Annotated in this window: 23 protein-coding genes and 1 pseudogene; 22 read left to right on the plus strand and 2 right to left on the minus strand. The window is 55.0% G+C overall.

The window, feature by feature from the left end; genetic code table 11:
* Positions 1 to 31: 31 nt before the first annotated feature.
* The 3 genes from ACFER_RS02740 (at position 32) to ACFER_RS02750 (ending at position 3,861) form a co-directional block, all read left to right on the plus strand.
* Complete coding sequence (locus tag ACFER_RS02740; RefSeq protein ID WP_012937913.1) at positions 32 to 1,165, plus strand: alpha/beta hydrolase; 1,134 nt, start codon at positions 32 to 34, stop codon at positions 1,163 to 1,165.
* A gap of 170 nt (positions 1,166 to 1,335) precedes the next feature.
* Positions 1,336 to 2,505 (plus strand): iron-containing alcohol dehydrogenase, encoded by a 1,170-nt coding sequence (locus tag ACFER_RS02745; protein WP_012937914.1) that lies wholly within the window; start codon positions 1,336 to 1,338, stop codon positions 2,503 to 2,505.
* 234 nt (positions 2,506 to 2,739) lie between these two features.
* Positions 2,740 to 3,861, plus strand: a complete 1,122-nt coding sequence (locus ACFER_RS02750; RefSeq protein ID WP_012937915.1) for an MBL fold metallo-hydrolase — start codon at positions 2,740 to 2,742, stop codon at positions 3,859 to 3,861.
* Positions 3,862 to 3,863: 2 nt separating this feature from the next.
* Here ACFER_RS02750 and ACFER_RS02755 read toward each other — a convergent pair whose 3' ends face one another.
* On the minus strand, positions 3,864 to 4,691 hold the full coding sequence (locus tag ACFER_RS02755; RefSeq protein ID WP_012937916.1) for a LysR family transcriptional regulator: 828 nt from the start codon (positions 4,689 to 4,691) through the stop codon (positions 3,864 to 3,866).
* A gap of 188 nt (positions 4,692 to 4,879) precedes the next feature.
* Between ACFER_RS02755 and ACFER_RS02760 the strand changes: the two genes are divergently transcribed.
* The 14 genes and pseudogenes from ACFER_RS02760 to ACFER_RS02825 all read left to right on the plus strand — a co-directional run bounded on the left by ACFER_RS02760 (position 4,880) and on the right by ACFER_RS02825 (position 14,836).
* Positions 4,880 to 5,731, plus strand: coding sequence for an aldo/keto reductase (locus ACFER_RS02760; RefSeq protein ID WP_012937917.1), 852 nt, complete (start codon positions 4,880 to 4,882; stop codon positions 5,729 to 5,731).
* A 25-nt stretch (positions 5,732 to 5,756) separates the two neighbouring features.
* The gene (locus ACFER_RS02765; protein ID WP_012937918.1) at positions 5,757 to 6,605 is read left to right on the plus strand and encodes an aldo/keto reductase; all 849 of its coding nucleotides are present in this window, start codon (positions 5,757 to 5,759) and stop codon (positions 6,603 to 6,605) included.
* A complete protein-coding gene (locus ACFER_RS02770; RefSeq protein ID WP_041666080.1) occupies positions 6,598 to 6,780 on the plus strand; it encodes a hypothetical protein in 183 nt (60 codons plus the stop codon). Before ACFER_RS02765 ends, ACFER_RS02770 begins: the two co-directional genes overlap by 8 nt.
* Positions 6,781 to 6,920: 140 nt before the next feature.
* Positions 6,921 to 7,508, plus strand: coding sequence for an alpha/beta hydrolase (locus ACFER_RS02775; protein WP_049763433.1), 588 nt, complete (start codon positions 6,921 to 6,923; stop codon positions 7,506 to 7,508).
* Positions 7,509 to 7,634: 126 nt separating this feature from the next.
* Positions 7,635 to 8,054 carry a cupin domain-containing protein gene (locus tag ACFER_RS02780; protein WP_012937919.1) on the plus strand — a complete coding sequence of 140 codons (420 nt, stop codon included), beginning with the start codon at positions 7,635 to 7,637 and terminating at the stop codon, positions 8,052 to 8,054.
* A gap of 15 nt (positions 8,055 to 8,069) precedes the next feature.
* Positions 8,070 to 8,696, plus strand: coding sequence for a flavodoxin (locus tag ACFER_RS02785; protein WP_012937920.1), 627 nt, complete (start codon positions 8,070 to 8,072; stop codon positions 8,694 to 8,696).
* A gap of 241 nt (positions 8,697 to 8,937) precedes the next feature.
* On the plus strand, positions 8,938 to 9,441 hold the full coding sequence (locus ACFER_RS02790; protein WP_012937921.1) for a flavodoxin: 504 nt from the start codon (positions 8,938 to 8,940) through the stop codon (positions 9,439 to 9,441).
* 77 nt (positions 9,442 to 9,518) lie between these two features.
* On the plus strand, positions 9,519 to 9,716 hold the full coding sequence (locus ACFER_RS02795; protein ID WP_012937922.1) for a twin-arginine translocase TatA/TatE family subunit: 198 nt from the start codon (positions 9,519 to 9,521) through the stop codon (positions 9,714 to 9,716).
* A gap of 4 nt (positions 9,717 to 9,720) precedes the next feature.
* Positions 9,721 to 10,404: a twin-arginine translocase subunit TatC gene (tatC, locus tag ACFER_RS02800; RefSeq protein ID WP_012937923.1), complete on the plus strand. Its 684-nt coding sequence runs from the start codon at positions 9,721 to 9,723 to the stop codon at positions 10,402 to 10,404.
* A 341-nt stretch (positions 10,405 to 10,745) separates the two neighbouring features.
* On the plus strand, positions 10,746 to 12,065 hold the full coding sequence (locus tag ACFER_RS02805) for an SGNH/GDSL hydrolase family protein (RefSeq protein ID WP_012937924.1): 1,320 nt from the start codon (positions 10,746 to 10,748) through the stop codon (positions 12,063 to 12,065).
* 250 nt (positions 12,066 to 12,315) lie between these two features.
* Complete coding sequence (locus ACFER_RS02810; protein WP_041666082.1) at positions 12,316 to 12,768, plus strand: flavodoxin; 453 nt, start codon at positions 12,316 to 12,318, stop codon at positions 12,766 to 12,768.
* A gap of 64 nt (positions 12,769 to 12,832) precedes the next feature.
* The gene (locus tag ACFER_RS02815) at positions 12,833 to 13,951 is read left to right on the plus strand and encodes a DUF362 domain-containing protein (protein WP_012937926.1); all 1,119 of its coding nucleotides are present in this window, start codon (positions 12,833 to 12,835) and stop codon (positions 13,949 to 13,951) included.
* A gap of 203 nt (positions 13,952 to 14,154) precedes the next feature.
* Positions 14,155 to 14,523, plus strand: a pseudogene (locus ACFER_RS02820) (carboxymuconolactone decarboxylase family protein); the annotation flags it as partial.
* A gap of 109 nt (positions 14,524 to 14,632) precedes the next feature.
* A complete protein-coding gene (locus ACFER_RS02825; RefSeq protein ID WP_012937928.1) occupies positions 14,633 to 14,836 on the plus strand; it encodes a hypothetical protein in 204 nt (67 codons plus the stop codon).
* Positions 14,837 to 14,915: 79 nt separating this feature from the next.
* Here ACFER_RS02825 and ACFER_RS02830 read toward each other — a convergent pair whose 3' ends face one another.
* Positions 14,916 to 15,809, minus strand: a complete 894-nt coding sequence (locus tag ACFER_RS02830; RefSeq protein ID WP_012937929.1) for a LysR family transcriptional regulator — start codon at positions 15,807 to 15,809, stop codon at positions 14,916 to 14,918.
* 176 nt (positions 15,810 to 15,985) lie between these two features.
* Between ACFER_RS02830 and ACFER_RS02835 the strand changes: the two genes are divergently transcribed.
* The 5 genes from ACFER_RS02835 to rapZ all read left to right on the plus strand — a co-directional run bounded on the left by ACFER_RS02835 (position 15,986) and on the right by rapZ (position 18,878).
* Positions 15,986 to 16,231 (plus strand): hypothetical protein, encoded by a 246-nt coding sequence (locus ACFER_RS02835; RefSeq protein WP_012937930.1) that lies wholly within the window; start codon positions 15,986 to 15,988, stop codon positions 16,229 to 16,231.
* A gap of 64 nt (positions 16,232 to 16,295) precedes the next feature.
* A complete protein-coding gene (locus tag ACFER_RS10955) occupies positions 16,296 to 16,733 on the plus strand; it encodes a helix-turn-helix domain-containing protein (protein WP_071818339.1) in 438 nt (145 codons plus the stop codon).
* A gap of 10 nt (positions 16,734 to 16,743) precedes the next feature.
* Entirely contained in the window at positions 16,744 to 17,013 is a 270-nt protein-coding gene (locus tag ACFER_RS02840) for a transposase (protein ID WP_041666084.1), read from the plus strand.
* A gap of 113 nt (positions 17,014 to 17,126) precedes the next feature.
* Positions 17,127 to 17,936: a Cof-type HAD-IIB family hydrolase gene (locus ACFER_RS02845; RefSeq protein ID WP_012937931.1), complete on the plus strand. Its 810-nt coding sequence runs from the start codon at positions 17,127 to 17,129 to the stop codon at positions 17,934 to 17,936.
* A gap of 81 nt (positions 17,937 to 18,017) precedes the next feature.
* Positions 18,018 to 18,878: an RNase adapter RapZ gene (rapZ, locus tag ACFER_RS02850; RefSeq protein WP_012937932.1), complete on the plus strand. Its 861-nt coding sequence runs from the start codon at positions 18,018 to 18,020 to the stop codon at positions 18,876 to 18,878.
* Positions 18,879 to 18,883 lie beyond the last annotated feature (5 nt).

An 18,883-nucleotide genomic window follows, 5' to 3' on the forward strand; every position in this document is an offset into this window, starting at 1 on the left:
CTGGTTTGGAATACAGAAAGAGGTGTTTTTTATGAACGGAAAAAAGAAGCTGCAGCGGGTCCTGGCAATGGCTGTGCTGGGGATGACCTGTGCCCTGGGGGTATTTGGGGCAGAGGCCCAGGCGGCTCCACAGACGAAACAGGCTAAGGCAGCCGTCCAGACGAAGGAACAGGGAGGAAGTCCATTGAAACTGACAAAGGAATGGGATAAGGTATTTCCAGAAAGCAAAGAAGTGAATCATCGGAAAGTGACGTTCCGCAATCGGTATGGCATCGAGCTGGCTGCCGATCTGTACGAGCCGAAAAATGTGAAGGGCAAACTGGCCGCTATCGCCGTCAGCGGACCTTTTGGGGCGGTCAAGGAGCAGGCTTCCGGTCTGTATGCCCAGGAAATGGCCAAACGGGGCTTTTTGACTATCGCCTTCGATCCCTCCTTTACGGGCGAGAGCGGGGGTGTGAACGGGGTGCGCAATGTGGCGTCTCCGGACATCAATACCGAAGATTTTTCCGCTGCGGTGGATTTCCTGTCCAATGAAAAAGACGTGGACCCCAACCGGATCGGCCTGATTGGCATCTGCGGCTGGGGCGGCATGGCACTTAACGATGCGGCCATCGATACCCGGGTCAAGGCCACGGTGGTTTCCACCATGTACGATATGAGCCGGGTGATGGCCAACGGATATTTCGATTATACGAAAGATGCCGCCACCCTGAAAAAGGAGCGGATGGTAAGTCGCAGGGCTCTCAATGCCCAGCGGACGGAAGACTTCCGCACGGGTACGTTCAAACGGGCCGGAGGCGTGGTGGATCCGTTACCGGCCGATGCTCCCCAGTTCGTGAAAGATTACTATGCCTACTACAAGACGAAACGCGGGTACCATCCCCGCAGCCTGAATTCCAACGAAGGCTGGAATGCCACTAGTGCCCTGTCCTTCATGAATATGCCGCTGCTTTCCTATGCGGATGAAATCGAAAGTGCCGTGCTGGTCATCCACGGGGAAAAGGCCCATTCCCGGTACTTCGGAGAAGATGCTTTCAAGAAGCTGAAAGGCGATAACAAAGAACTGCTGATCATCCCGGGGGCCAATCATACGGATCTCTACGACAATCTGGAAAAGATTCCCTTCGATACAATGACGGCATTCTTCCAGAAGTATTTGAAGTGATTTGCGGTAACGCAATACAGCAGGGGTCGATCGTTTTGATCGACCCGCTTCCATTGTCATACGGTTTATGTATGGAATGGCCAACCCAATAAGCATTTCATTTTCCCGTATGTTTCTGTTATGTTGGTAGTATTGGAAAAAGAATTGCTGATTACAAAGGAGAGAATATCATGTTAGGAAATTTCACCTACTGCAACCCTACGAAACTGTACTTCGGTAAGGATGCCCTGCAGAACCTGCCGGCTGAACTGGCCAAGTATGGCAAGAAGGTGGTCCTGGTCTACGGGAGCGGTTCCATCAAAAAGAACGGCATCTATGATGCGGTGACGAAGATTTTGGCGGAAGCCGGCAAGGACGTGGCCGAAATCGCCGGCGTTATGTCCAACCCCACCATCCACAAGCTGCGGGAAGGCATCGCCATTGCCCGGAAGCACGGCGCTGATTTCATCCTGGCCGTGGGCGGCGGTTCCGTCATCGACTATTCCAAGGCTCTGTCCGTTTCTGTGAACTGCGACGAAGACCCCTGGGAAAAATATTTCGTGAGATTTGAAGAACCCACCTGCGAGACCATTCCTGTGGGCACGGTGCTGACCATGGTGGGGACCGGCTCGGAAATGAATGCCGGGGCCGTCATCACCTATCCGGAAAAGAAGCTGAAGATGGGCAAGGTATTCGCCGATGAAAAAATCATGCCCCGGTTCTCCATCCTGAACCCGGTCTATACCATGACCCTGCCCAAGTACCAGATGGTGGCCGGTATCTATGACATCTTCAACCATATCTGCGAGCAGTATTTCTCCGGCACGGATGACAACACCAGCGATTACCTGGCCGAAGGCCTCATGCGCAATGTGGTGGAAGCCAGCCGGACTGCCGTCAAGAATCCCCAGGATTACGAAGCCCGGTCCAACCTGATGTGGGATGCCACCTGGGCCCTGAACACCCTGATTGCCAAGGGAAAATCCACAGATTGGATGGTCCACATGCTGGGCCAGGCTGCCGGGGGTGTTACCAATGCCACCCATGGCATGACTCTGGCTGCCGTTTCCCTGCCTTACTACCGGTTCATCCTGAAGGACGGGCTGCCCAAATTCGTGCGGTTCGCCAAAGTGGTATGGGATGTGCGGCCGGAAGGCAAGACCGATGAGGAAATCGCCAAGGAAGGGCTGGAAAAGATGGAAGACTGGATGCAGCAGCTGGGTCTGGTACTGCACCTGAAAGATCTGGGCGCCACGGAAGACATGCTGGACGACCTGGTGAACGGTACGCTGATCCTGACCGGCGGCTACCGGGTACTGACGAAAGAAGAAATCCGGGAAATCTTCCGCCGGGCGATGTGAGCGGAGCAGCCACCACCAGTCTCTGGTCACTAGTCAGCAGCATAAGGAAAAATCCGCCTTCGGGCGGATTTTTTTTTGCGGGCGGGTCAAGGCGACCCGCCCCAGGAGTGCTGAAATGGATAGGATACGTTTTTTGTATGGATAGGATGATCGAATAAGCATTGGTTTTCCTGCCCCGTTTCTGGTATGCTTGAAATGCTGAAAAAGATTTTATCAGGAAGGAACCCATACCCTATGACGAGACGTGAATTCATCCTGGCCTGTCTGGGCCTTTTGGCCGCTACCGCGGCGGGCGGAGTCTACCGGTATCTGCATCTGCCCCAGTTCGGCGAGCTGCCCACCGGCGACCGGCTGCGGCGCATGCAGGCTTCCCCCCATTACCACGGGGACCATTTCGAGAACCTGGTACCGGTGCCGGTCATGTCGCAGAAAGAAGGAGAACGGGAAAATCGTTTCACGGCCACCTGGAAATTCCTGTTCGGTGATAAAAAGGGGCTCTGGCCCGACGGGTCCCTGCCTTCGGAAAAGACGAACCTGAAGGCCCTGCCCCGGCAGCAGGACGCCGTGGTGTGGCTGGGCCATTCCAGCTTTTACGTGCAGCTGGGCGGGTACCGCATCCTCATCGACCCGGTGTTCAGCAGCTTCGCTTCCCCCCTCTGGTTCGTGAACAAGGCTTTTCCCGGTTCCAACGTGTATACGGCCGATGATTTCCCGGACATTGATGTGCTGGCAATCAGCCACGACCACTGGGATCACCTGGATTACCCTACGGTGAAGGCTCTTCTGCCTAAGGTCCGTCAGGTGGTCTGCCCCCTGGGTGTGGGTGCCTATCTGGAGCAGTGGGGCTTTGCTCCCAAGATCATCCACGAGGAGGACTGGGATACGGAGATCCGGCTGGCAGATACGCTGACGGTCCACATCCTGCCCTCCCAGCATTTTTCGGGACGTTTCTTAAAACAGAACCCCACGCTGTGGTGCGGCATGGCTTTTCTCACCCCGGAACGCAGCCTCTACTATACGGGGGATGGGGGCTACGGCAGTCATTTCAAGGCCATTGGGAAAAAGTTCGGCGGGTTCGATTGTGTGCTGGCGGAAAACGGGCAGTACAACCTGGCCTGGCATGCCATCCACATGCTGCCGGAAGAAACGGCCCGGGCCGCAGAAGACGTGGGAGCAAAACTGGTCATTCCCGCTCACAACAGCAAATTCGCCCTGGCCCGTCATCCCTGGCAGGAACCCATGGAAAAACTGCGGCAAGCCAGCCGGGGGAAAGCGTACCGCCTGTTGACCCCGGAAATCGGGGCCCTGGTGCTGTTGGACAGACCGTCCGATTCCGGGGCGTGGTGGAAAGGGTAAGTCTACAATCCCAGTTTCAGCCGCTTCGCCAGCTTCTTCTCACAGCAGGCGTAATAGGTGATTTGCACGCAGGGGTCGTCGATGGGGACCACCACCCGGTCCGGGGGCGGCCCTTCCCGGCGCAGACTCAGGTCGGTGACGAAAGAGGGCAGGATGGAGAACTTCACCAGTTCGTTGAAGGCTTCGTTATCCTGGACCAGGAATTTCGTACGGGGCATGGCCTGCTTCACGATGGGGCCCCAGAAACCCAGGTTAGGACGCAGCAGCATGGTCTCTCCGTCCAGGTCGGCCAGGTGCAGGCTCTTCCGGTTGGCCAGGGGATGGGCGGGCGGCAGGGTGAAGTACAGATGTTCTTCACCCAGCTTGCGGCAGAGAAGCTTCGGGTCCTTCGGAGCGAAGGGTAGCACCACCAGCTGGTAGGTGTGGTCTTCCAGGCTTTTCTGCAGACGGTCCAGATTCCGAATTTCGGACGTGATGGTCATATCCGGACAGGCGGCAGAGATTTGGGGTAGCAGGGTCCACAGAGGCGCCGGGGCACAGGAACCCACGAAGATCGTATGCCGGGCCCGTTCCTGGGCCACCAGTTTTTCCTTCATATCCAGGGCGTCTTCCACCACTTTCCGGGCGTATTCCACGGCCAGTTCCCCGTTTTCGTTCAACACGATCCGGTTCTTCTGCCGGGTAAACAGGGGCACGGATAGCTCGGCTTCCAGGCGTTGCATGGAGCGGCTCAGGGCCGGCTGGGAAAGATGGAGTTCCTCGGCTGCGGCGGAAAGGGTGCCGCAGCGGGCAAAAGTCAGCAGCTGTTCCAGCTGATTCAATTCAAGCATCGTTTTCACCTCTTCTGTCAGTGTAGCACAGAAGAGTTTTTTTTGAAAGTTGTAGTATGCATAAAACATATACTGCTCTGTGAAACGAGAACTGTACTCTGTAGGAAAAATGCACTATGATAATACCTGTCAGAAAGAGAACAACAAAAAGAATCCAACGTTTAAGTTATAATGAAAGGATGATTTCCATGGAATACACAACGTTAGCGAACGGCGTCAAGGCGCCTCTCCTGGGGCTGGGCACGTTCCAGCTGAGCCTTAAAGATACGGAACGCTCCGTTTATGAAGCCATCCGCTGCGGATATCTCATGATCGATACTGCCAACGGCTATCTGAATGAAACGGCGGTGGGCAAGGCCATTACCCGGGCCATCGGGGAAGGTCTGGTGAAACGGGAAGATCTGTTCATTTCCACCAAACTGTGGCCTACGGTTTATGAAAGCAAGAACGCCGTCACCGATACCCTGGACCGGTTGGGACTGGATTATGTGGATCTGCTGTTCATCCACCAGCCGGCAGGCAATTTCGTGGCGGGCTATCAGAACATCGAACGGGCGTACAAAGAAGGGAAAGCCCGGGCTCTGGGCATTTCCAACTTCCACGATGCCAAACTGGAAAAACTGCTGGCAGCGGCAGAAATCAAGCCCCATGTAATCCAGCTGGAAACCCATCCGTACTTCGCCCATCACGCGCAGATGGACCGGCTGAAGGAATATGGCACGAAGCTCATGGGCTGGTATCCCCTGGGCCATGGGGACGCGGGGCTGATCCATGAATCGGTATTCGGGAAGCTGGCGGAAAAATATGGCAAGAGCCCTGTCCAGGCCATCCTGCGCTGGGCGGTGCAGATGGATGTGCTGACCATTCCCGGTTCTAAAAATCCGGACCATGTACGGTCCAACTTCGACATCTTTGATTTTGCCCTGACGGAGGCAGACATGCAGGAAATCGCCAAACTGGATGGTACGAAACGGTATTATACGGCCAGTGATGCCCTGGAAGAGCAGTATGCCCAGATGCATCTGCCCTTTGAGAGATAATCGGATTAGAGAGGAGTCAAGCACGATGGAATTTGTAACGCTGAACAATGGTGTCAAGATGCCCCAGCTGGGGTACGGGGTCTATCAGACCAGACCGGAAGAAACGGAAAAAGCCGTGGGAACGGCCCTGGAACTGGGCTATCGGCTGATCGATACCGCTGCCTCCTACGGCAACGAAGAAGGGGTTGGGGCTGCCATCAAACAAAGCGGCATTCCCCGTAAGGACCTGTTCGTCACCACAAAACTGTGGGTGCAGGATCACGGCTATGACAATACCCTGAAGGCTTTCGATACTTCCATGAAAAAGCTGGGGCTGGATTACCTGGACCTGTATCTGATCCACAAACCCTACAGCGATTACTACGGGTCCTGGCGGGCCATGGAACGGCTGTATAGAGAAGGCCACATCCGGGCCATCGGGGTCACCAGTTTCTGGAACGAACGGCTGGCCGACCTGTTCAACTGCAACGAAATCAAACCGGCTGTGAACCAGATCGAGACCAATGTGTGGAACCAGAAATGGGCGGAAGAAGCCTTCATGAAGCAGCAGGGCATCCAACAGGAAGCCTGGGCACCTTTTACTGAAGGGGCCAATCACGTCTTTACGAACCCGGTCCTGCAGGAAATCGCCCGTAAGCATGGTAAGACCACTGGCCAGGTGATGCTGCGCTGGCTGCTACAGCGGGGCATCGTGGTCATCCCCAAATCCGTCCATAAAGAACGAATGCAGGAGAACCTGGATGTATTCGATTTCCAGCTGGATGAGGCCGATATGCAGGCCATCCGCAGCCTGGATACGAAGACCAGCCCCATTTATGATGAAATGGATCCCCAGAGAGCTCTGTTCATCGGCAAGATGAAGATCCATGACTGACAGTTTCCTGAAGGGGCCGCTGGCAGGCAAACTTTTTCGCTTTGCCCTGCCGGTGGCCTTCACCATTATCTGTGAGCAGCTGGTCAATGCCACGGATGTGCTCATTTGGGGGAATTTCGTGGGGGCGGATGCTATGGCGGCAGTGGGCAATGACATGCCCGTGATTTCCCGCTGATCTCTCTGCTGGTAGGCCTTTCTCGGGGGTCCAACGTCCTGCTGGCCCAGGCCATCGGCGGAGGGAATAAGGCCGCTGCACGGAAAATCCTGCATACGTCTCTGCTGTTTTCCGTACTGATCGGCGGCGCGTTCACCCTGGTGGGGGAGAGCATCACAAAGGCGGCCAGCCAGACGGACAAACGGATCAAGGCCGTTGCCACCCTGTCCATGTTCAACAGCGGCCGGGTACGGAGAAACGGTTTCCAGGACAAACAGATCGGTACCATCCAGCAGCGACTGGCAGAAGCTTCCGAAGCCCGCAACGAGGAATTGAAGGGGCATGTGGAATACGTAGGGTTCCTTCCGCCTCACAAAGATGATGCTGAACTGAGAAAAATCATGGAAGCCCAGCCGGAAGGACTGTACAAGGACGGCATCGATTACTACGGCTTATCTTACCGTTCGTCCCGGGCTACGGGCAGCTACACGAAGGAATTCTTCCTGAAGCTGATGACCTTCGATGTGGAAGACCATATGGATCTGATCAACCAGCCGCTGCTCATGGTAGCCGGCAGCGCCGCAGACACCCTGTACATGACGGAAGATGCCTTCAAGAAGGCAACGAATGCCAAAGACAAGGAACTGTACCTGATCCCCGGCGCCAGCCACATCAAGACCTACTGGCAGCCTGATTATGTGAAACAGGAATTGGCCAAGTTCGAGGAATTCTTCGGGAAGAACCTGTAAAATCCCAACCATACACTTTCCGTATATTGCACAAAACCAAATAAGCATTTTATATTGTAGCAGAGGTGTGCTATGCTGTAGCCAACGGATAAAGAATCGCCGGATTTCTTGAAGGAGGAAAGAACGATGGATCTGAAAGAAATGCTGAAACATACGCCTTTTGGGCTGGGCGAGGAAAATACGGCCTATGCCCAATATTTCGACGGCAAGAGTTATTTGGATATGCTGACCACGGAACAGGTGCCCACGGCTGTGGTGAATTTCGAACCGGGCTGCCGGAACCACTGGCACATCCACCATGCCACAAAGGGTGGCGGGCAGATGCTGATTGTCACCGCCGGCCGGGGCTGGTACCAGGAATGGGGGCAGCCGGCACGGGAACTGAAACCGGGCGATGTGGTGAACATCCCGCCGGAAGTGAAGCACTGGCACGGCGCTGCCAAGGATTGTGCCTTCCAGCATCTGGCCCTGGAAGTACCCGGTGAAGGCTGCAGCAACGAATGGTGCGAAGCCGTGGATCCGGACGAATACAACAAGCTGAAATAAGGGGAAGAAACCACAATGAAACTGAAGAAATTTTTTGCTATCATCTGCATGGCCGTAAGCCTGCTGGGCGTGACCGCCTGTGGCAGCCAGGCCAGCAATACCACGGGTGGCGGCACCCAGACCGCCGCTGGGGAAAAGGCACCGGCCAAAGCCAGGAAGGTACTGGTGGTGTACTATACCAACAGCCACCGGACGGAACAGGTAGCCAAGGACATCGCCAAGAAGACCGGCGGCGACCTGTACCTGCTGGACCCCCAGCAGCCCTACACGGAAGCGGACCTGGACTACAACAACAAGAGCGCCCGTGTGTATAAAGAACACGAGGATCCCAAACTGCAGGATGTGGCTCTGAAGAATGCCAAACCGGCCAACTGGAAAGACTACGATACCGTATTCGTGGGCTACCCCATCTGGTGGGGCATAGCAGCCTGGCCTCTGAACCAGTTCGTGAAGAGCAACGATTTCACCGGCAAGACGGTAATCCCCTTCAGCACTTCCGCCAGCAGCGGTATGGGCGGCAGCGTGGGTAAGCTGAAGGCCATGGCCGGCGGCAAAGGCAACTGGCTGAGCGGCATGGGCTTCACCGGCGGTATCGACGACAGCAAGGTGAACAGCTGGGTCGACAGCCTGGGACTGAAATAAGGGAGAGCCGCATTGCGGTTCTCAGTCTCTAGTCAATGGTCTCTAGTCTCTAGCCGATGGAGAAAATTTAAATAATAAAATCAGAAGAACCCGTCCGCTAAGGGCGGGTTCTTTCCATAAGCTCGAGACTCGTGACTTATCCATACATTTTTCGTATCATGCATAAGAATCAATAAGCATTTCATATTACTGCGAATTTCTGGTATGCTGAAGACAACGGATACAGGAGGGAAAATAAATTATGAAGAAACTGCTGATTGTCTATTATTCCTGGTCCAACGGGAATACCAAAAAGATCGCGGAGGAGCTGCAGAAGGTTACCGGCGGCGACCTGGCCCGGATCGATACGAAGACCGCCTATAAAGAACAGGACTACCAGGTGGTGGTGGATCAGGCGGAAAAGGATGTGCAACGGGGCTACGAACCCGTCCTGGCGCCCCGTTTCTTTAAAGTGAAGGACTACGATGCCATCACCCTGGGCACGCCCACCTGGTGGTACACCATGGCCCCGGCCATAAAGACGTTCCTCCATGAGGAGGATATGAAGAGCAAGCTGGTGATCCCCTTTGCCACCCACGGCGGCTGGCCGGCCCATGTACTGGCCGATTTGAAGAAGGCCTGCCCCGGAGCCCAGTTCGGACCGGAGCTGGCTGTACAGTTCGATTCCCAGGGCGGCAGTACCCAGGTGACGCCTCAGAAGCAGGTGGAAGCCTGGCTGGAGCAGGTGAAAACCTGTCTGGCATAAGAAATAGTTCGTAAAGTGATTCCAAGAATCAGCGGAAACGCAGTGTGGATTTTGGAAGGATCCGGAAGGAGGACATGATGTTTGGATTGGGCGTACCAGAATTGATGATGATCCTGATCATCGGGCTGATTGTGTTCGGACCGGGCAAGCTGCCCACCATTGGCAGCGCCCTGGGCAAGAGCATCCGGGAGTTCAAGGAGGCCTTCTATGCTCCCGTGGAAAGCCGGGAAAAAGAAGGTGGAAAGGATGGCAAGCCGGACGCAAAGCAGGACTGATGATATGACCTGGGTGGAACATATGGAGGAGCTGCGCCGGCGGATCCTGAAATCCCTGCTGGCCGTGGGAATCGGCATGGTAGCGGCGTTCTTCTTCATGGACCCGATCATGGCCTTTCTCACCCGTTCGGCCGGGACCCTGTACTTTTTGAAACCGGCCGAAGCCTTCATGACGTATTTCAAGGTGCTGGCGGTGGTCGGGCTGCTGCTGGCTTCTCCAGTCTGGTTCTACCAGCTGTGGGCGTTCCTGCTGCCGGCGCTGACACAGAAAGAGAAGAAGACCCTGCTGGCCTTCGTCCCTTTTTCGGTGCTGCTGTTCGTGGGCGGCTGCGTCTTCGCCTTTGAAATCGTGCTGCCCCGGGGCCTGGCGTTCTTCCTGGAGTTCACGTCCCCGGCAGTGCAGCCGCTGCTTTCCCTGGAAAGCTATCTGGATTTCATGGTGATGCTGGTGCTGCCTTTCGGGGTGCTGTTCAACCTGCCGCTGGCGCTGCTGTTCCTGGCCCTGGCCGGGCTCATCCGGTCGGAGCAGCTGCGGAAGGCCAGACGATTCGTGATCTTCGGCAGTTTCGTGGCGGCGGGGATTTTGACGCCTACTACGGACATCGTGACCCAGTGCCTGCTGGCCGTGCCGCTGATTTTGCTCTACGAGCTGAGCTACGGCATGATCCGGTTCGGGCTGGGACGGTAAATGGCAGGTATGTAGCGGAGGCTATCTGCTTGTCGCTGAAAGCGATGGCAAGGGCCATGAGCCGATGGAAGCCAGCTCACGCTGGCAAAGAATAAAGAATAAAACCCTCCAGACCTGGGTTCGGACGTCCCTGATGGGCCGTCCCTACGAAAACAATATACCGTACGGTAAAATTTCGTAGGGTCTACCCGTAAGGGGAGACCGTTCCCAGGTCCTCCGAGGGCTTTTTTTATTTTATAAAGATGAAAAAATCGTATATCAAATAATATATTATAAGTATTTAACATACCACTGACACCGTGTTATTCTAGGGACAACAAAAAGGAAGGAGATGAAAAGCCATGAAAAAGACCGTATGTCACTCTTTAAAAGCCAACCTGCTGGCACTTCTGGTGGTCCCGCTGCTTTTGGGGAGCAACTGCACCGTCCGCCGGAGCCTTGGGCTTTCTACCGATACGACCATTTCTCAGGAGGCAACGGTCCAGGCGGCCACCGTGGACCTGGGGCTGCTCCAGTGGCGGGAGCGGCTGGATGCGGTTCGCAGCGAAGTGGAGATCCTGGATGGCATCCCCGCCAGCCTGGATCCGGACAAACCCAGTCCGGACGCCATCTATCGCAACGGCCATGTGTATGGCAGTGCCATCCTGCTGCCCATGGGAGAACTGAAGGGGAAGCAGAAACAGCCCCTTCTGTATTACCGGGTGCGGGCCTACGATCTGGAAGGCAATCCGGTGGGATCTTACTCCCAGATGCAGCCCGTGAGCGGCAGCCTCCAGAAGGTGACCCGGAACGCCCCCGTGCCCCGCAGCAGCATGGACGACAACGGCTCCGAGCTTCTGTACCCTGTATATGCCTATACGGGCAACCCCGGCGCCACCCAGTATGAGGTGGAAGTTACGGACCATCGGCCGGAAAATCCCAATGGGACGGCTCCTTCCCGGTACCGGGTATTCGCTCAGACTACGAAGCTGACGGACCTGTACGATGAAAAGCCCCGGATTGGCACCTACTACTGGCGGGTGCGAGGCATGGATGATGCCGGCAATCCTATGGGGGAATGGAGCGAAGCCCAGAAGTTCACCACCGTTCCCAAAGGGGATATCAAGGTGGGCATCTACGGCGACAGCATTTCCCACGGCGGCGGGCACCTTTCCTACAGCCCCGTGGATTACGCCTACAGCTACAGCCACTATCTGGGCTTCCGGACCATCAACCTGTCCCAGAGCGGGGACACCAGCGCCATGATGCTGGAACGGTTCGATCGAGATGTACCGGCCTTCCGGCTGAAATACCTGCTGATCATGGGTGGGACCAACAGCCTGCGGGCCGGCGTACCGGCGGAGGATGTGATCCGGGATCTGGACGCTATAGGTGAGAAGGCAAGAGAGCGGGGCATCACCCCCATCTATTTGACGCTTCCGCCCATCAATCCGGCCAACATCCAGAAGGCTTTTGATGAATCCACCTACGAAAACTGGCGGCAGTCCTTTGCCCAGGTGAACGATTACATCCGCAGCCGGGACCACATCGATGTGGCGGCCCAGTTCGACGAGCAGAAGGACCTTCCGACGGAACTGGCCCTGGACGGCATCCATGGCGACTGGAATATGAAGCTGACCATGGCCCAGGCCATCAACACGGCTATGGCTGGACGGGTGTAAAGGAGGAATTTGTCCATGCATGACGTCATCCTGAACTGCGCAGAACAACTGGGGGCCAATCTGTAAGCGATAGAAGGAGGAATGCATGATGATGACGGCGGCAGCGACCCTGGAATCCTGGAAAGAAAAACAACTGATTTAAAAAAAAGGATACTCTTTTTCTATGGCAACGTATCGGCAATAAGCATTTAACATTGTGCCAAGGATTTGGTATGCTGGAACCGGAAGAATCCTGGAGGAGGAATTCATGATGACGAAGAAACTGGTTGCCTATTTTTCTGCCAGCGGGGTTACAGCCGCCAAGGCGAAGAAACTGGCTGAAGTGGTGGGGGCGGACCTGTACGAAATCGCTCCCAAAGATAGATATACGAACGCGGACCTGAACTGGACGAACAAAAAGGCCCGGAGCACGGTGGAAATGAACGATCCCGCCAGCCGTCCGGAACTGAAGGAAAACGGGCTGGATCTGACGGGGTATGACACGGTTTACATCGGCTTCCCCATCTGGTGGTACACGGCGCCCCACATCATCCGCAGCTTCCTGGAACAGAACAAGCTGACCGGCGTGGACATCGTATTGTTCGCCACCAGCGGCGGCAGCAGTATTTCCAAGGCGTACCGGGACCTGCGCAAGGCCTACCCGAAACTGAACATCACGAACGGGGTGCTGCTGAACGGCTCCATTTCTGGAAACCTGGCGTAAGAATAGGAGATGTGGATTAATTTCACAGCTCCGTTTTCGGCATTTTTGAAAAGGAGGATCCCTTATGGACCGCAGAGAATTTTTGAAGATCTCCGGACTGGGGGCACTGGCCCTGGTCCTGAGTAGCTGTGGCTTTTCAAAACAGACGGCTTCTTCGGCACAGCTGACGGGAGGCGGCAGCTCCGCCACCGGCAAGGAAAAAGTGGCCGGTACGGGCGGTGACAAATACATCCCGCCGGAACAACGGCAGGGCAATGAATCCGTGGTGTACTTCACCCGGGACTTGTCAGCGGCTGGCCTGCTGAAGATTTATGAGACCATTGCCGGCAACATGACCGGCAGGGTGGGCATCAAGCTGCATACGGGCGAGCCCCATGGCCCCAACATCATTCCCCGGCCCTGGGTGAAGCAGCTCATGGAAGCGAAGCTGCCCAATGCCAGAATCGTGGAGACGAATACCTATTACGGCGGAGCCCGGTACACCACGGAAGAACACCGGAAGACCCTGGCCGTGAACGGCTGGGATTTCGCGCCGGTGGATATCCTGGACGAAGAGGGGACCACCATGCTGCCCGTCAAGGGAGGCAAATGGTTCACGGAGATGTCCGTGGGTTCCCATCTGCTGAACTACGATTCCCTGCTGGTGCTGACCCATTTCAAGGGCCATACCATGGGCGGCTTCGGCGGCTCCGACAAGAATATCGGCATCGGTTGTGCCGACGGCCGCATCGGCAAGAAGATGATCCATTCCGGCGAGGGCGGCAGCCAGTGGGGCATCGATAAGGAAGAATTCATGGAACGGCTGACGGAATCATCCAAGGCCACGGCGGACCATTTCGGCAATCACATCGCCTACATCAATGTGCTGCGCAACATGTCCGTATCCTGCGACTGCGAAGGGACCGGGGCCCAGCCCGTGGTGACGCCCAACATCGGTATCCTGGCGTCCACGGACATCCTGGCGGCCGATCAGGCTTCCGTAGACCTGGTCTATGCCCTGCCGGAAAAAGATCGCCACGCCCTGGTGGAACGGATGGAAAGCCGCCACGGCCTGCGCCAGCTGAGCTACATGAAGGAACTGGGCATGGGCTGCGACCGGTATGTGCTGCTGGACCTGGACCATGGCAGCCAGCCCCTGACCCTGGCGGATGCGGTGAAGGACGTGAAGCCCTTTGAGGGGTAAAACAGCTGATAAGAGGTATGATTTTTCACATCCCCCTTTTTCCATACGTTTTTCCTATTTCCATGGATGAACGATAAGCATTTAACATGGCTCTCCAGATTTGCTATGATACACCCAAGAGAGAACCCGAAGGAGGAATCATGATGGACGAACGCTTGAAACAATTTGCTGGCTTCGCGCTGGCCCTGGTCATGACGACTTGCATGGGCATACATTATGGGGAGGCAGCAGTCATGGAAAATGAAACGAAGAAACCGGTCAAAATCGTGCAAACCGCAGGCAGAGACGTGCTGGGGGAATTCGCCCCGGAATTTGCCCGCTACAACGATGACATCCTGTTCGGTGAAGTGTGGAGCGCCAATGACAAACTGAGCCTGCACGACCGCAGCATCGTTACCGTATCCGCTCTGATCTCTCAGGGCATCACGGACAGTTCTCTGAAATACCACATTACGTCCGCCAGGAACAACGGCGTGACCAAGGAAGAAATGGTCCAGATCATCACACAGCTGGGCTTCTACGCCGGCTGGCCCAAAGCCTGGGCAGCATTCCGGCTGGCCAAGGAAGTGTACGAAGCTTGAGGCAGTCACTAGTCTCTAGTCACTAGTCACCAGCCGAAGGAGAAAATTTGCCACAGGCAAATTTTGAAGAAAAGAACAAGATCAAGATGAGGTAACAGGTATGGACGAGAAACTTCGTGAGAATCTGGAGGCTGCCGGGTGCCCGGATGAGGTCATCCGGAAAGTCCAGCAGATGGAGGGGACACAGCAGCAGACCCTGGAGCTGCGGAAATACCGGCGCTGCCTGCTGGAAAAGGTGCACCGGGAACAGGAACGGCTGACGAACCTGGATTATCTGCTGTACCAGTTGGAGAAGCAAGCTTGAAACAGTCTCGAGTCAGTAGTCACTAGTCTCTAGCCAAAGGAAAGAACCTGCCCTGGAAACAGGACAGGTTCTTTTGATATTATTTTTCTGGATTGACTTTCTCCTTCAGTCGTTCCAGGAATACCTGGCTGGAATGGCTGAGCAGGCGGTACTTTTTCCAGGCCACCAGGCTGGAGACTTCGTAGGCCGGCTCCAGAGGGATGAATTTCAATTCCGGGGATTCGTGGTGCTCCAGCCGGTCCAGGCACAGCAAGTTGGCCACCTGCTGGAAGACCAGGGGATTGGTGTTGCAGGAAAGGTCCATGGTGCCCACGATGTTCAGCTTCTCTACAGAGATCTTGCCCTTGGACCAGCCTTCTAGGTCGAAGGACCGGTTGTTGTGCCGGGAGGAGGTCATGAGGGGGATTCCCAGAATGTTTTCCGGGGTGACGGCATCCAGCTTTGCCCAGGGGCTGTGGATGCTGGTGACGATGCCCAGCCGGTTCTTGCCCGGCAGCTCCAGATAATTGTAGTTTTCCACGTTGAAGGGCTGGATGAACAGGCCGAAATCCAGCAGGCCGTGTTCCAGCTTTTCCTGGATGATATCGGCGTTGCCGGTGAGCATTTCGATGGTCAGGTGGGGATTCTCCTTGCGCAGGTCGGCGAAGGTATCCGTCAGATAGTGGACCAGATAGGTGATGCCGGCCCCGATGCGGATGCAGCCGGTCAGGTTCAGATCTTCATCCTTAATCTCGCTTTTCGTCTGTTCCACCAGGGCCAGGATTTCTTCGGCCCGCTGGCGTAGGTGCATCCCTTCTTCGGTGAGGGTGGTGCTGCGGTTGCTGCGGATGAACAGTTTCTTGCCCAGTTCCTTTTCCAGGTCGGCCATCTGGCGGGACAGGGTAGGCTGGGTGACGAACAGCAAATTGGCAGCTTCGGTCATGTTCTGTTCCCGGGCCACCGCCAGGAAATATTTCAGGGTGCGGATTTCCATAAGGACGCTCCTTTCACTGGGCATGTATGGCAAGCAAGATATTATGCAAAATATTTATACCATAAGAATAATAAGAAATCGTAGGAATGTCAATATTTGGAGGTGTGGACAAGGCCGGCAGTTAGGCTTTATAATAAATATATCTAACTGACGCATCGAAAGGACGGGTGGGCATTGTGGATCTGGTGGACAAGCTGAAGGAATATTCCGTACTCACGGACGAGGAGTATAAGGCCCTGCTCCAGACGGAGGACCCTCTGCTGCGGGATAAACTGTTCCGGGGCGTCCAGGAGGCCATGAACTATGTGTTCCACCGCAGGGTGTACTTCCAGGGCGTGCTGGAATTCAGCAACCACGGTTCTATAATAAATGTTGGGGTCTTGTGGACACTCCTGTTCACAAGACCCCTTGTCTTACGGTAAAATAAAGACATATCTAAGCTACATTTCACCTCAACCACCACGAAGAACTGAAAGGAGAATAGATATGTCTTTCTTTCATTTTATCGAAAAAAGCTTCCATTGGGAAGAGGGTTCCATAAAAGAATTTGAAAAATTGGGATCCAGCCACCTCCTTTACGTGGAATTCACTTCTACAGCTTCTCGTTGCCCCTACTGTCATCATAAAATTCTCCATAGTAAGGACTATCGGGACCCAAAAGTCCTCTTAGGGCACTGGAACACCCATCCTGTTTCTGCTATTGTTCATAAAAGAAGATTTTTTTGCCCTTGCTGCCATAAGACATTTTATGAAAAAATTCCTGGCGTCGAGCATTACCAGCGGCGTTCTAACGATATAAAGAACAGTATCATCCAAGCCTGTTCTGAACTGGCGAGCTTTAAAGCCATTGCCAGAAGCCATGGTGTCTCTGTTTCCACCGTAAGAATTACAGAGAGCCTATGCCTTAAAAGAGGCATTCTTTAAGGTATTTTCTATGAAAGAACGGTCTGCTGTTGCTTCATTCTTATCTCGTTGGTTATCATTAGTCGAAGAAAGTGGGGTTGAAGAATTCAAGAGTGTTATAAAGACGTTCACTGATTGGAAGACAGAGATTTTGGAAGGATTGAGTCAAGCGTATTCGAATGGTTTTACGGAAGGAATGAACAATAAGATTAAGGTGTTAAAGAGAGTAGCATTTGGTTTTCGCAACTTTGAACGATTCCGTTCTCGGATTTTACTGCTTTCGATGGTGAAATTAAAATAAAAACAGACGTGAGCAAAAATCGCTCACGTCCGTATGTGGTAGATGAATTGGAGCTTACCCCAACATTTGACAAAGAACCCTTTTTTGTTGGAAAACCCGAAGGAGGAAAATGCATGTCCCTGAAGATGATTGCCATGGATCTGGATGGCACCCTGCTGGATGAAGAAAAGAATATTGCTCCGGAAGATGCGGCTGCAGTCAAGGATGCAGTGGCTGCCGGATACTATGTGACCCTGGCCACCGGCCGGATGTACCGGTCGGCCCTGCCTTACGCTCAGGAACTGAGGCTGACCCATCCCCTGGTGGTCTACAACGGAGCCCTGATCCGGGATCCCGGAACCGGAGAGAACCTGGGCCAGTGGCCCCTGCCCCTGGATGTGGCCCAGTCCGTGCTGGATGACCTGCTGGGATGGGGCATCTATGTCCAGGCCTATGTGGATGACACCCTGTGGGCTCCCCGGGACTGTGAGGAAGTCCGGTTCTATTCCCGGTTTTCCCGGGTGCCTTATGAAGTAAAGACGGAAGCCATCCGTCATCTGCCCCAGGCTCCCCACAAACTGCTGGTGATTTCCGATCAGGTCAGGACCCTGCGGCCGGAACTGGAAGAGAAGTATAGAGGGAAGATCAAAATCGTCAGCTCTTCCAAAGGGTTCCTGGAAGTGACGGCCCCCGGCACCAACAAATGGCATGCCCTCCAGGCCCTGGCTGCCCGGGAAGGCATCCGGGAAGAAGAAATCCTCTGTGTGGGGGATTCGGACAATGATCTGGAAATGATTTCCCACGCCGGTTTCGGGGTGGCCATGGGCAACGCCAGCGATCCGGTGCGGGAGGCGGCCCGGGTGGTGACGGCGCCCAATACCCGGAACGGAGTGGCCCGGATCATCCGGACCATCCTGACCCGGCAGGTGGAAGTGCCCGTCTGAAGGAATGCACCGGGACTTTACACAGACTTTTTTTCCATTGTATAATAAAAACGTTCTATACTTTTCAGGGGGTGGATGCAAATGGCGAGAACGTTACTGATTACAGGGATGTCCGGGGCGGGGAAGACGCAGGTCATGCGGACCCTGGAAGATCTGGGCTATTTTTGCGTGGACAATCTTCCTCCTACCTTTATTCCCAAATTCATTGAACTGTGCCTGCAGAACAAGAACGGCGGGGCTCAGCTGGCTCTGGTGGTGGATATCCGGGGCGGCAAATTCTTCAAGGATCTGAACCGGGTCCTGGACCAGCTGAACCAGAGCAGCGTACCTTACGAACTGGTCTTCCTGGATGCGGATGATGCCACCCTGATCCGTCGGTACAAGGAAACCCGCCGGCGCCACCCGCTGGCGGGGAAAAACGGGCTCAGTGCGGATATTGCCCGGGAACGGGACATCCTGAGCCAGATCCGGCAGAGGGCCACCACCATCATCGACACCTCCCGGACCACCACCAAGGAATTGCGGCAGAAAATTGTCCAGCTCTTCGGCAAGGGCGGCGAACTGCCCCCCATGAACATTGTGGTCCAGTCTTTCGGGTTCAAATATGGGATCCCCCTGGATTGCGACATGGTCTTTGATGTGCGGTTCCTGCCCAATCCTTTCTACATCCCGGAACTGAAAAACCTGTGCGGCAACGACCAGCCGGTGATGGACTACATCCAGGAAAAGCCGGTGACAGGGGAATTCGAGGAGAAGCTGTTCAGCCTGATCCAGTTCCTGCTGCCCCAGTATGTCCAGGAAGGGAAAAGCCAGCTGATGATCGGCGTGGGCTGCACCGGCGGCCGGCACCGGAGTGTGTTCATTGCCAATGCCCTGGGCCGGTTCATTGAAAAATGCGGGTACGGGGTGCAGGTCATCCATAGGGATTTGATAAAGAAATAGGTGAA

The organism is Acidaminococcus fermentans DSM 20731 (genome assembly GCF_000025305.1).
GTDB lineage: Bacteria > Bacillota > Negativicutes > Acidaminococcales > Acidaminococcaceae > Acidaminococcus > Acidaminococcus fermentans.

Excerpts from the sequence above, each read along its gene's own strand:
- ACFER_RS02825 (WP_012937928.1), top strand. The coding sequence starts at position 14,633 with ATGGACGAGAAACTTCGTGAGAATCTGGAGGCTGCCGGGTGCCCGGAT.
- ACFER_RS02830 (WP_012937929.1), bottom strand. The coding sequence starts at position 15,809 with ATGGAAATCCGCACCCTGAAATATTTCCTGGCGGTGGCCCGGGAACAG.
- tatC (WP_012937923.1), top strand. The coding sequence starts at position 9,721 with ATGACCTGGGTGGAACATATGGAGGAGCTGCGCCGGCGGATCCTGAAA.
- ACFER_RS02785 (WP_012937920.1), top strand. The coding sequence starts at position 8,070 with ATGAAACTGAAGAAATTTTTTGCTATCATCTGCATGGCCGTAAGCCTG.
- ACFER_RS10955 (WP_071818339.1), top strand. The coding sequence starts at position 16,296 with ATGTCTTTCTTTCATTTTATCGAAAAAAGCTTCCATTGGGAAGAGGGT.
- ACFER_RS02750 (WP_012937915.1), top strand. The coding sequence starts at position 2,740 with ATGACGAGACGTGAATTCATCCTGGCCTGTCTGGGCCTTTTGGCCGCT.
- ACFER_RS02755 (WP_012937916.1), bottom strand. The coding sequence starts at position 4,691 with ATGCTTGAATTGAATCAGCTGGAACAGCTGCTGACTTTTGCCCGCTGC.
- ACFER_RS02740 (WP_012937913.1), top strand. The coding sequence starts at position 32 with ATGAACGGAAAAAAGAAGCTGCAGCGGGTCCTGGCAATGGCTGTGCTG.
- ACFER_RS02780 (WP_012937919.1), top strand. The coding sequence starts at position 7,635 with ATGGATCTGAAAGAAATGCTGAAACATACGCCTTTTGGGCTGGGCGAG.
- ACFER_RS02760 (WP_012937917.1), top strand. The coding sequence starts at position 4,880 with ATGGAATACACAACGTTAGCGAACGGCGTCAAGGCGCCTCTCCTGGGG.
- ACFER_RS02805 (WP_012937924.1), top strand. The coding sequence starts at position 10,746 with ATGAAAAAGACCGTATGTCACTCTTTAAAAGCCAACCTGCTGGCACTT.
- ACFER_RS02810 (WP_041666082.1), top strand. The coding sequence starts at position 12,316 with ATGACGAAGAAACTGGTTGCCTATTTTTCTGCCAGCGGGGTTACAGCC.
- ACFER_RS02840 (WP_041666084.1), top strand. The coding sequence starts at position 16,744 with ATGAAAGAACGGTCTGCTGTTGCTTCATTCTTATCTCGTTGGTTATCA.
- ACFER_RS02815 (WP_012937926.1), top strand. The coding sequence starts at position 12,833 with ATGGACCGCAGAGAATTTTTGAAGATCTCCGGACTGGGGGCACTGGCC.
- ACFER_RS02745 (WP_012937914.1), top strand. The coding sequence starts at position 1,336 with ATGTTAGGAAATTTCACCTACTGCAACCCTACGAAACTGTACTTCGGT.
- ACFER_RS02845 (WP_012937931.1), top strand. The coding sequence starts at position 17,127 with ATGTCCCTGAAGATGATTGCCATGGATCTGGATGGCACCCTGCTGGAT.
- ACFER_RS02770 (WP_041666080.1), top strand. The coding sequence starts at position 6,598 with ATGACTGACAGTTTCCTGAAGGGGCCGCTGGCAGGCAAACTTTTTCGC.
- ACFER_RS02765 (WP_012937918.1), top strand. The coding sequence starts at position 5,757 with ATGGAATTTGTAACGCTGAACAATGGTGTCAAGATGCCCCAGCTGGGG.
- rapZ (WP_012937932.1), top strand. The coding sequence starts at position 18,018 with ATGGCGAGAACGTTACTGATTACAGGGATGTCCGGGGCGGGGAAGACG.
- ACFER_RS02795 (WP_012937922.1), top strand. The coding sequence starts at position 9,519 with ATGTTTGGATTGGGCGTACCAGAATTGATGATGATCCTGATCATCGGG.
- ACFER_RS02790 (WP_012937921.1), top strand. The coding sequence starts at position 8,938 with ATGAAGAAACTGCTGATTGTCTATTATTCCTGGTCCAACGGGAATACC.